Origin of the sequence: Streptomyces sp. W16 (genome assembly GCF_033194735.1) — a bacterium.
Taxonomy (GTDB): Bacteria; Actinomycetota; Actinomycetes; order Streptomycetales; family Streptomycetaceae; genus Streptomyces.
In genome coordinates, this window is record NZ_JAWOAI010000365.1 from 1 (window position 1) to 10,252 (window position 10,252).

Annotated in this window: 11 protein-coding genes; 4 read left to right on the top strand and 7 right to left on the bottom strand. The window is 69.8% G+C overall.

Annotation, left to right across the window (positions count from 1 at the left end):
• From R6V09_RS35770 to R6V09_RS35780, 3 genes are all read right to left on the bottom strand, one after another.
• A partial coding sequence (locus R6V09_RS35770) for a metal ABC transporter permease (RefSeq protein WP_317885626.1) occupies positions 1–817 on the bottom strand: 817 nt, incomplete at its 3' end.
• Positions 805–1,584 (bottom strand): metal ABC transporter ATP-binding protein, encoded by a 780-nt coding sequence (locus R6V09_RS35775; RefSeq protein ID WP_317885627.1) that lies wholly within the window; start codon positions 1,582–1,584, stop codon positions 805–807. The genes R6V09_RS35775 and R6V09_RS35770, both read right to left, overlap by 13 nt.
• Positions 1,585–1,601: 17 nt before the next feature.
• Positions 1,602–2,558, bottom strand: a complete 957-nt coding sequence (locus R6V09_RS35780) for a metal ABC transporter substrate-binding protein (protein ID WP_317885628.1) — start codon at positions 2,556–2,558, stop codon at positions 1,602–1,604.
• 185 nt (positions 2,559–2,743) lie between these two features.
• Between R6V09_RS35780 and R6V09_RS35785 the strand changes: the two genes are divergently transcribed.
• Both R6V09_RS35785 and R6V09_RS35790 read left to right on the top strand, forming a co-directional pair.
• A complete protein-coding gene (locus tag R6V09_RS35785) occupies positions 2,744–4,126 on the top strand; it encodes a glycine--tRNA ligase (RefSeq protein WP_317885629.1) in 1,383 nt (460 codons plus the stop codon).
• Positions 4,127–4,200: 74 nt separating this feature from the next.
• Entirely contained in the window at positions 4,201–4,812 is a 612-nt protein-coding gene (locus R6V09_RS35790) for a LysE family translocator (protein WP_317885630.1), read from the top strand.
• Between the two features lie 3 nt (positions 4,813–4,815).
• Here R6V09_RS35790 and R6V09_RS35795 read toward each other — a convergent pair whose 3' ends face one another.
• Positions 4,816–5,862: a chitinase gene (locus tag R6V09_RS35795; protein ID WP_317885631.1), complete on the bottom strand. Its 1,047-nt coding sequence runs from the start codon at positions 5,860–5,862 to the stop codon at positions 4,816–4,818.
• Between the two features lie 160 nt (positions 5,863–6,022).
• On the opposite strand from R6V09_RS35795, the gene R6V09_RS35800 reads away from it, so the two are divergent.
• Together R6V09_RS35800 and R6V09_RS35805 are read left to right on the top strand one after the other, a co-directional pair.
• Positions 6,023–7,033, top strand: coding sequence for an aldo/keto reductase (locus R6V09_RS35800; protein ID WP_317885632.1), 1,011 nt, complete (start codon positions 6,023–6,025; stop codon positions 7,031–7,033).
• A 26-nt stretch (positions 7,034–7,059) separates the two neighbouring features.
• On the top strand, positions 7,060–7,644 hold the full coding sequence (locus R6V09_RS35805; protein WP_317885633.1) for a TetR family transcriptional regulator: 585 nt from the start codon (positions 7,060–7,062) through the stop codon (positions 7,642–7,644).
• 3 nt (positions 7,645–7,647) lie between these two features.
• Here R6V09_RS35805 and R6V09_RS35810 read toward each other — a convergent pair whose 3' ends face one another.
• From R6V09_RS35810 to R6V09_RS35820, 3 genes are all read right to left on the bottom strand, one after another.
• Positions 7,648–8,781: a serine hydrolase domain-containing protein gene (locus R6V09_RS35810; RefSeq protein WP_317885634.1), complete on the bottom strand. Its 1,134-nt coding sequence runs from the start codon at positions 8,779–8,781 to the stop codon at positions 7,648–7,650.
• A gap of 99 nt (positions 8,782–8,880) precedes the next feature.
• On the bottom strand, positions 8,881–9,087 hold the full coding sequence (locus tag R6V09_RS35815) for a hypothetical protein (protein ID WP_317885635.1): 207 nt from the start codon (positions 9,085–9,087) through the stop codon (positions 8,881–8,883).
• Positions 9,088–9,186: 99 nt separating this feature from the next.
• The coding region (locus R6V09_RS35820) for an MFS transporter (RefSeq protein ID WP_317885636.1) at positions 9,187–10,252 on the bottom strand (1,066 nt) is incomplete at its 5' end.

Below are 10,252 nucleotides of genomic sequence, written 5' to 3' on the forward strand. Positions count from 1 at the left end.
CCCGGGCCCGGCGGCGGGCGAGCGGGGTCGCGAGGGCGGTGAGCGCGATGAACGCGGCGATGGTCAGGAGCACGATCGTCGCGCCGGGCGGGACGTTCTGGTAGTACGAGGTGACGGTGCCGCCGATGGTCACGCTCACGCCGATCGCCACCGCGATGGCGAAGGTCGCGGCGAAGCTCCGGCTCAGCTGCTGGGCGGCGGCCACCGGGACCACCATCAGCGCGCTGACCAGCAGCAGGCCGACCACGCGCATCGCGACCGTCACCGTGACCGCCGCCGTGATGGCCGTCAGCAGGTTCAGCGCGCGCACCGGCAGGCCGGTGACCCGCGCGAACTCCTCGTCCTGGCTCACCGCGAACAGCTGCCTGCGCAGCCCCAGCGTGACCACCACCACGAAGGCCGCGAGCAGACAGATCGCGGTCACGTCGGACTGCGAGACCGTCGACAGGGATCCGAAGAGGTACGACGTGAGGTTCGCGTTGGAGCCGGTGGGCGCGAGGTTGATGAACATCACGCCGCCGGCCATACCGCCGTAGAAGAGCATCGCGAGGGCGATGTCGCCGCGGGTCTTGCCGTACCAGCGGATCAGTTCCATGAGGATCGCGCCGACGACGGAGACCGCGGTCGCCATCCAGACCGGGGAGGTGTTCAGGAGGAAGCCGAGGCCCACGCCCGTCATGGCGACGTGGCCGATGCCGTCGCCCATGAGGGCCTGGCGGCGCATGACGAGGTAGATGCCGACAGCGGGCGCGGTGATGCCGACCAGGACGGCGGCGAGCAGGGCCCGCTGCATGAAGGCGTAGTTCAGGAAGTCCATCGGCTCAGCAACTCCGTGCGGATCGGTTCGGCGTCCGCCGCCGAGTGCGGGTGTACGTGGTCGTGGCCGGGCAGGGCATGCTGGCCCAGGGCGTGCGGGGGCGGGCCGTCGTGCTGGACGCAGCCGTCGCGCAGGACGACCGCGCGGTCGATCAGGGGCTCCAGCGGGCCGAGTTCGTGCAGGACGAGCAACACCGTTGTGCCCTCGGCGACTTGGCGGCTCAGGGTCGCCGCCAGGACCTCCTGGCTGACCAGGTCCACGCCCGCCATCGGCTCGTCCATGATCAGCAGTTCGGGTTCGGCGGCGAGCGCGCGGGCGATCAGCACCCGCTGGTGCTGGCCGCCGGACAGCGCGTTGACCGAGTCCTTGGCGCGGTCCGCCATGCCGACCAGCTCCAGGGCGTGCCGTACGGCCTCGTGGTCCGCCTTGCGCAGCAGGCCGAAGCGGGTCCGGGAGAGGCGGCCGGACGCGACGATCTCGGTGACCGTGGCGGGCACCCCGCCCGCGGCCGTGGTGCGCTGCGGTACGTAACCCACGCGCCGCCAGTCGCCGAAGGCGCGGCGCGGGGTGCCGAACAGCTCGATCTCGCCCTCGCTGACCGGGACTTGGCCGATGATCGTGCGGATCGCGGTCGACTTGCCGGAGCCGTTGGCACCGAGCAGCGCGACGACCTCACCGCGGTGCACGGTGAGGTCGATACCGCGCAGGACGGGGCGCGAACCCAGCTCGGCGCGGACTCCGCGCAGCGATATGACGGGCTCGCCCATGACGTCCTCCGTAACGGTCACTTGGTTCCCAACGCGGTCCGCAGCGCCTTGAGGTTGGCCTGCTGGACCGAGAAGTAGTCCTTGCCGCGGGACTTGGCGGTGATGCCCTCGATGGGGTCGAGGACGTCGGTCTTCAGGTGCGCGTCGGCGGCGATGGTCTTCGCGGTCTTGTCGCTGACGAGCGTCTCGTAGAACACGGTGGTGACGCCGTCGGCCTTGGCCATCTTCTCAAGGTCCTTCACGCGCTCGGCACTGGGCTCCGACTCGGGGTCGAGGCCGTTGATGGCCTCCTCGGTGAGGCCGTAGCGCTCGGCGAGGTAGCCGAAGGCGGCGTGCGTGGTGATGAACACCTTGTTCTTGGTGTCGGCGAGGCCGGTCCTGAACTCGGTGTTGAGCGCGTCCAGCTTCTTGACCAGGGCCGCGGTGCGCGTCCTGTAGTCGGCCGCGTTCTTCGGGTCTGCCTTCTCGAAGGCCTTGCCGACGCCCGCGGCGACCTGGGCGTAGCGCACCGGGTCGAGCCAGATGTGCGGGTCGAGGCCGGCCAGCTCCTCGTTCTTCGAGGTGTCGTGCGTGGCCGCGTGGCCGCCGACCTCGTTGCCGTGCTTCTCCTCCGTGGTCAGGGAGGCGGCGTCGATCTTGGTCTTGATCTCGGACTGGTCGACCGCCTTGTCGACGGCGGGCTGGAGGTTCTTGAGGTAGAGCACCGCGTCGGACTCCTGGAGCGCGACGATCTGCTGCGCGCTGATCTCCAGGTCGTGCGGCTCCTGGCCGGGCTTGGTGAGGCTGGTGACGTGGACGTGACTCCCGCCGATCTGCTCGGCGAGGTACTGGAGTGGGTAGAACGACGCGACGACGTCGAACTTGTCCGTGTTGGCTGCTGCCGCGCTGTCGGAGCAGGCGGAGAGGGTCCCGAGACCGAGGGCGGTGGCCGCGGCTATCGCGATCCCGGATATGTGGCGTCGTCGTACGTTCATGACAGTCATTTTCAACTGACATGGAAACCGTTGTCAACAAGGTTCGGGTGCGGAACCGATTTGATATGGGGGCGGGAGGCGCCGGTAACCTAAGTCATTCGCCCGCCCGTCTCCCGACCACCACCCCTCATCGAGGCGCTTCGCGCCGCCCCTCCTTACCGTCCATTCGTCATGAAGAGAGCATCGTGGCCGCCGACAAGATCGACACCATCGTCAGCCTGAGCAAGCGCCGTGGCTTCGTTTTCCCTAGCAGTGAGATCTACGGTGGCCAGAAGGCCGCCTGGGACTACGGACCCCTGGGTGTCGAGCTCAAGGAGAACCTGAAGCGCCAGTGGTGGCGCTACATGGTGACGTCGCGCGAGGACGTGGTCGGTCTCGACTCGTCCGTCATCCTGGCCCCCGAGGTCTGGGTCGCATCCGGCCATGTCGCCACCTTCTCGGACCCGCTGACCGAGTGCACCTCCTGCCACCGGCGCTTCCGCGCGGACCACCTGGAGGAGGCGTACGAGGCCAAGCACGGCCGCGCCCCCGAGAACGGCCTCGCCGACATCAACTGCCCCAACTGCGGCAACAAGGGCCAGTTCACCGAGCCCAAGCAGTTCTCCGGCCTGCTCTCCACCCACCTGGGCCCGACGCAGGACACCGGCTCCGTCGCGTACCTGCGCCCCGAGACCGCGCAGGGCATCTTCACCAACTTCGCCCAGGTGCAGATCGCTTCGCGCAAGAAGCCGCCGTTCGGCATCGCGCAGATGGGCAAGTCCTTCCGCAACGAGATCACGCCCGGCAACTTCATCTTCCGCACCCGCGAGTTCGAGCAGATGGAGATGGAGTTCTTCGTCAAGCCGGGCGAGGACGAGAAGTGGCAGGAGTACTGGATGCAGGAGCGCTGGAACTGGTACACCGGCCTGGGCCTGCGCGAGGAGAACATGCGGTGGTACGACCACCCCAAGGAGAAGCTCTCCCACTACTCCAAGCGCACCGCTGACATCGAGTACCGCTTCCAGTTCGGCGGCAACGAGTGGGGCGAGCTGGAGGGCGTCGCCAACCGCACCGACTACGACCTCAACGCCCACTCCAAGGCCTCCGGCCAGGACCTCGTCTTCTTCGACCAGGAGGCCCAGGAGCGCTGGACGCCGTACGTCATCGAGCCGGCCGCCGGTGTCGGCCGGGCGATGCTGGCGTTCCTGCTCGACGCGTATGTCGAGGACGAAGCGCCCAACGCCAAGGGCAAGTTGGAGAAGCGCACGGTGCTGCGCCTCGACCACCGTCTCGCGCCGGTGAAGGTCGCGGTGCTTCCGCTGTCCCGCAACCCCGAGCTGTCCCCGAAGGCCAAGGGCCTCGCGGCTGCCCTCCGGCAGAACTGGAATATCGAGTTCGACGACGCCGGCGCCATCGGCCGCCGCTACCGCCGCCAGGACGAGATCGGCACGCCGTACTGCGTGACGGTCGACTTCGACACCCTTGAGGACAACGCGGTGACGGTCCGCGAGCGCGACTCCATGAAGCAGGAGCGGGTGTCTCTCGACCAGATCGAGGGCTACCTGGCCGGGCGCCTGATCGGCGCCTAGGGCACAAGTGGCCCTGGATGGCGGTGCCGCATTGGACCTGTAACGGAGTCCGCGGCACCGCGAGGGTGGTCGGCATGAGCATCGCGTTCCTGCTGACCACCCTTGTCGTTGTCGTCACCCCCGGCACCGGCGTCGTCTACACCCTCGCCGCCGGTCTCTCCCGGGGGCGCCGCGCGAGCGTCCTCGCGGCCTTCGCCTGCACGCTCGGGATCGTGCCGCACGTGCTGGCCACCGTCGTCGGGCTGGCCGCGCTGCTGAACGCCAGTGCCGCCGCCTTCCAGGTGCTCAAGTACGCCGGTGTCGCCTATCTCCTCTACATGGCGTGGGCGACCGTGAGGGACAAGGCGGCGATCGACGTCGACCAGGACAGCGCGCCTGTTTCCGCCGGTCGCGTGATCGTCAGGGGCGTGCTGATCAACATCCTCAACCCGAAGCTGACGATCTTCTTCTTCGCCTTCCTGCCCCAGTTCGTGAGCCCCGACGAACCCCACTCCGCCGTACGGATGTTGGCGCTCAGCGGTGTCTTCATGCTGGCGACATTCGTCGTCTTCGCCGCGTACGGCGTCCTCGCCGCCTCCGTCCGCAGCCACGTCACCTCGCGGCCGAGGGTGATGACATGGCTGCGGCGGAGCTTCGCGGGATCGTTCGTGGCACTGGGCGCGAAGCTCGCCCTCACGGCCAGGTGAGTCTCAACGCCCTTGCAGCGCCTTGACGTTGTCGCCGAACGTCCAGTTCTTCGAGCCGTCCCAGTTGATCGACCAAGTCATCAGGCCCTTGAGGGACGTGCCGTAGTGCCTCCAGGCCTGGGAGACCAGTGACGGGGTCATGTAGCCGCCGCCCGCGCCCGCTTGGGCGGGCAGGCCCGGGACCTGCTTGTCGTACGGGACCTTGATCGTCGTGCCCTGTACGACCAGACCCTTGTTGAGGCAGTCGGTCTGGGCGGTGAAGCCCGCGACGGTGCCGGCGGAGTACGAGTCGCCGGAGCAGCCGTACATGCTGCCGTTGTAGTACTGCATGTTGAGCCACCACAGGCGGCCGTTGTCCGCGTACTTCTTGACGATCGGCAGGTACGCGCCCCAGATCGAGCCGTACGTGATGCTGCCGCCGGTGACGTAGGCGGTCTCCGGGGCCATCGTCAGGCCGAAGTTGGACGGCATCTGGGCCAGGATGCCGTCGATGATGCGGATCAAGTTGGCCTGGGACGTGGAGGGTTGGGAGATGGTGCCGCTTCCGACCAATCCCGTCTCGATGTCTATGTCGATGCCGTCGAAGTTGTACTTCTTCAGGATCGGGACGATCGTCGCGACGAACTTGTCGGCGACCGTGGACGAGCTGAGGTCGATGCCGGCCGCCGCGCCGCCGATCGACATCAGGATCGTCTGGCCGGAGGCCTTCGCCGTGCACATCTCGGCGGGCGTGGCCACCTTCACGCCCGTGTCCATGCCGTCCTCCCACAGGGCCGTTCCGTCGGAACGGATGACCGGGAAGGCCGCGTTGATCACGTTGTAACCGTGGGTGGCGATCGCGGAGTTGGTGATCGGGGTCCAGCCGAAGGGCGGGTGGACGCCGTTGGCGGAGCCGTCCCAGTTCTCCCAGTAGCCCTGGAGGACCTTGCCGGCCGGGCGGGACTTGACGGCGCAGGTGTCGGCGGCGGACGCGGTGGGGGCGGTGGCGATCGAGAGAGGGACGAGGAGGGTGGCCGCGGTGAGGGCGGCGGTGAGCAGGCGGCGGAGCATACGGGGCCTCCCGGTGGGGGTGCGGTGAGGTGTCGTATGCATGACATTGCGCGTGGTCCAGACCTTTCGTCAAGAGGTCTGTACCATTCCGGCGGCGCATTGCCGGGTGTTGGAATGACAGATATTGAAATCTGTCATCTGTCATGCCAAGGTGGTTCGCATGACGATCCCCACGCGCTCACTCGGTACCACCGGCCCCCAGGTCTCCGCCCTCGGCCTCGGCTGCATGGGCATGTCCGCGTTGTACGGCGAAGCGGACCGGAGCGAGTCCATCGCGACCATCCACGCCGCCCTCGAAGCGGGCGTGACGCTCCTCGACACCGGCGACTTCTACGCCATGGGCCACAACGAGATGCTGATCGGCGAGGCCCTGCGCACCGCCCCCGCCGCCCTTCGTGAACAGGCCCTCACCAGCGTGAAGTTCGGAGGCCTGCGCGGTCCGGACGGTGCCTGGAACGGCTACGACGGCCGGCCCGCCGCGGTCAAGAACTTCGCCGCCTACTCCCTCCAGCGCCTCGGCGTCGACCACATCGACGTCTACCGGATCGCCCGGGTCGACCCCGGCGTACCGATCGAGGAGACGGTCGGCGCGATCGCCGAACTGGTCGAGCAGGGCTACGTCCGGCACATCGGCCTCAGCGAGGCCGGCGCCGACACGATCCGCCGGGCCGCCGCCGTCGCGCCCATCGCGGACGTCCAGCTGGAGTACGCGCTGATCACCCGGGGCATCGAGGACCGCATCCTGCCGACCACCCGTGAACTGGGCATCTCCGTCACCGCGTACGGCGTGCTGTCCCGGGGGCTGATCTCCGGGCACTTCACACCCGACCGGCAGCTCGGCGCGAGCGACTACCGGGCGCACTCGCCGCGCTTCCAGGGCGAGAACCTCCAGCACAACCTCGGCCTGGTCGAGCAGCTGCGGAAGATCGCCGAGCAGAAGGGCGTCTCCGTCGCGCAGATCGCCATCGCCTGGGTGCTGTCCCGGGGCGAGGACATCGTGCCGTTGATCGGCGCGCGCACCCGGGAGCGGCTGACGGAGTCGCTGGGCGCGCTGGACGTCGTACTGGACGCGGCCGATCTGACCGCGATCGAGACGGCCGTGCCGGCGGACGCGGCGCTCGGCGAGCGCTACCCGGCCGCCGCGATGGCGCACCTCGACAGCGAGCGCTGATCCGGCCTGCGGGTACGGTCTTCTCCATGGCAGCGAGCGAGACCCTGACCGCCGAGCGCATCCTCGAAGCGACCGAGGAAGTGCTGCGCCGCCACGGCCCGGCGAAGGCGACCGTGGTGGACGTGGCCCGCGCGCTCGGCGTCAGCCATGGCACCGTCTACCGGCACTTCCGCACGAAGGCGGCGCTGCGGGAGGCGGTCACCCAGCGCTGGCTGGACCGTACCTCGCACACGCTGTCCCGCTTCGTGACGGAGGACCGCGACCCGGAGGAGCGGGTGCGGGACTGGCTGGCGGGGCTGTTCGAGGCCAAGCGGCAGAAGGCGGGCGGCGATCCGGAACTCTTCGCCACGTACTCGGTCCTCGCCGAGGAGGCGGGAGAGACGGTCGGCGCGCACATCGACGAGCTGACCGGCCAGCTCACCGAGATCGTCCGGGCGGGCGTCGGCACCGGCGCCTTCACGGTCCCCGACCCCGCCGTGGCCGCCCGCGCGGTCTTCCAGGCCACCGGCCGCTTCCACGACCCGTCGTACGCGAGGGAGTGGCGGAAGCCGGGCGTGGAGGCGGAGTTCGAGGCGATGGTGGAGCTGCTGCTGCGGGGGCTGCGGGGCTGAGGATCAGCCGCCCGCCGTGCACCGCCAGAAGTCCCGCATCACCTTCATCGGGCTCGGGCCCGTCATCGCGACCTGGGTCAGCAGGACCGTGACCGTGCCGGTCGGCGGGACGATGTGGGCCGTGGTGCCGGTGCCGCCGACCCAGCCGTAGCGGCCGGGGACGTTCCACGGGTCGATCGGGGTGACGTCGACCTGGCCGCCGTAGCCCCAGCCCTGGCCCTCCAGGAAGAGGGCCGAGGCCTCGCGCTGGGCGGCGGTGAGGTGGTTCGTGGTCATGCGGCTCACCGAGGTGGGGGTGAGGAGTCCCTGCCCGCCGGCCAGCAGCATGCGGGCGAACGCCAGCCAGTCGTCGGCCGTGGAGACCAGGCCGCCGCCGCCCGAGGGGAAGCGCGGCAGCCGGCTGAAGTCGCCGTCCGGGGTGTCCGTCAGGCGCAGGGTGCCGTCCTGGGCCGGGGCGTAGGACGAGGTGAAGCGGTGCCGTTTCGACGCCGGCACCTCGAACCCGGTGTCCCGCATGCCCAGCGGCTCGAAGATCCGCTCCGCCAGGAAGTCGGGGAGAGCGCGGCCCGCCACACGGGCGACCAGGATGCCCTGGAGGGCGGACGAGGTGCCGTACAGCCAGGCCTCGCCCGGCTGGTGCAGCATCGGCACCTGGGCGAGCAGGCCCAGCCAGGTGTCCGGGTCCGGCCAGTCCCCGAAGGGGAGGCTGTGGTCCTGGATCGCGAACAGGGCCCGCGCGGCGGGCAGCGCGAAGTCGGAGGGGAGACCCCACCCGGTGCGGAAACTGAGCAGGTCCTCCACGGTGACCGGGCGCTCGGCCGGCACGACGTCGTCGACGGGACTCGTGGGTGTGCGCACCACCACCGGCTTCGCCAGCTCAGGGAGCCACTCGGCCACCGGGTCGTCGAGCCCGATCCGGCCCTCGTCCACCAGCATCAGCACCGCCGCCGCCGTGATCGGCTTGGTGATCGACGCGATACGGAAGATCGAGTCCCGGGCCATCGGCGCGGTGCGGCCGGCGTCCACCGACCCGACCGCCACCACCTCGACGTCACCGCCCCGGGCCACCAGACCCACGGCGCCGGGGAGCGCCCCGTCCTGGACATGTCGGATCAGCGTCTCGCGCAGGTCGCTCATCGATGGGCCTTCCGGTGCCGGTCGCGGTCGTGGACGTAGACGTGGTGCCTACGAGAGATACGACCGCAACGGCCACCGAAACTCATCGGCGGCCCGCGCCTACGCCGCCGACGGGTCCACCGTCGCCTGGTGCTCCTCGGCCAGATGCTCCTCCGCCTTCAGCCAGGGCAGGAACTGCGCGCTCTTCTTCCAGCCGCAGGTGTCGCACTTGATCGTGCGCTGCGCACCCTTGCGCTGCACGCGGACGACGTGTTCCCGCCCGTGCTGGTCCCAGCGGCTCACCTTGCTCGTGTTGATCTGCAACATGTGCCTCGCCTCCGCTCAGGAGTCTCCGGCAAGGAGTGTGCAGCAAGACCAACATCAACGGGGCGCAATTCACGCCGAGTTGTCCAAGCTGTGAACATGTCATCCGATGGTGCGCGGCAGCCGCAGGCTGAGCAGCCCGGTCAGCACCACACCCGCCAACTGCGCCAACAGCGTTGTCACCAGGGCGTCCCGCATGCCCATGCCCGGTATCAGCGACAGGAAGAGCGTGCCGAGCGTGGCCACGCCGAGGGCCAGCGCCGACTGCTGGGTGGTCACCATCACGCCGGCACCCACACCGGCCCGGGCCGCGGGCACCTCGGACAGGATGACCCGGAAGATGATGGGCAGTTGGAGCGCCTGACCGACGCCCGCGACCGCCATCCCCGGCAGCAGCTCGACGAAGCCGAGGTCCGGCCAGGAACGCCACGCGGCCAGCACGATCAGGCCCACGCCCACCCCCTGCACGACCGAACCCGCCGCCACGACCCGGGTGCCGTACCGGGTCACCAGACGCGGCCCGGCGAGCGAGACGAGGAAGAAGGCCACGGCCATCGGGGCGAGCGCCAGACCCGCCGCGACCGGGCCCAGATCCGCGCCGCGCTGCAGCGCCACCGCGATCACGAACATGAAACCGCTGAAGCCGATCGACAGCGGCAGGACGATCATCAACCCGCGCCGCAGCGACGTCAGCGCCAGCAGACTCGGCGGCACCAGCGGCGTACGGCCCTGCCGGTCCGCCCTGCGCTCCACCGCGTAGAACGCGGCCACGATCCCCGGGAACGCGGCCAGCGACAGCCACGTCCACAGCGGCCAGCCCGCTGCCCGGCCCTCGGTCAGCGGCACCAGCAGCGCCAGCAGGGACGCGGCCAGCAGGAACGTGCCGGGCACGTCCACCGGCTCCGGGTGCTGGGAACGCGTCTCCGGTACGACCTTGGCGGCCAGCACCAGACCGACGATGACGACCGGCACGTTCACCAGGAACACCGCGCGCCAGCCGGTACCGGCGATGTCGGCGGCGACCAGGACCCCGCCGAGGATCTGCCCTGCCACCATGGCGAGGCCGGCCGTCGCGCCGTACAGGCCCATCGCCTTGGCGCGACGCGCGCCCTGGGTCGAGGCCTGGATGGTGGCCAGGACCTGTGGGAGCATCGCCGCGGACGCCGCG

Bases quoted from the DNA above. Each gene is read 5' to 3' on its own strand.
- R6V09_RS35800 (WP_317885632.1), top strand. From the start codon at position 6,023: ATGACGATCCCCACGCGCTCACTCGGTACCACCGGCCCCCAGGTCTCC.
- R6V09_RS35790 (WP_317885630.1), top strand. From the start codon at position 4,201: ATGAGCATCGCGTTCCTGCTGACCACCCTTGTCGTTGTCGTCACCCCC.
- R6V09_RS35815 (WP_317885635.1), bottom strand. From the start codon at position 9,087: ATGTTGCAGATCAACACGAGCAAGGTGAGCCGCTGGGACCAGCACGGG.
- R6V09_RS35810 (WP_317885634.1), bottom strand. From the start codon at position 8,781: ATGAGCGACCTGCGCGAGACGCTGATCCGACATGTCCAGGACGGGGCG.
- R6V09_RS35795 (WP_317885631.1), bottom strand. From the start codon at position 5,862: ATGCTCCGCCGCCTGCTCACCGCCGCCCTCACCGCGGCCACCCTCCTC.
- R6V09_RS35780 (WP_317885628.1), bottom strand. From the start codon at position 2,558: ATGAACGTACGACGACGCCACATATCCGGGATCGCGATAGCCGCGGCC.
- R6V09_RS35805 (WP_317885633.1), top strand. From the start codon at position 7,060: ATGGCAGCGAGCGAGACCCTGACCGCCGAGCGCATCCTCGAAGCGACC.
- R6V09_RS35775 (WP_317885627.1), bottom strand. From the start codon at position 1,584: ATGGGCGAGCCCGTCATATCGCTGCGCGGAGTCCGCGCCGAGCTGGGT.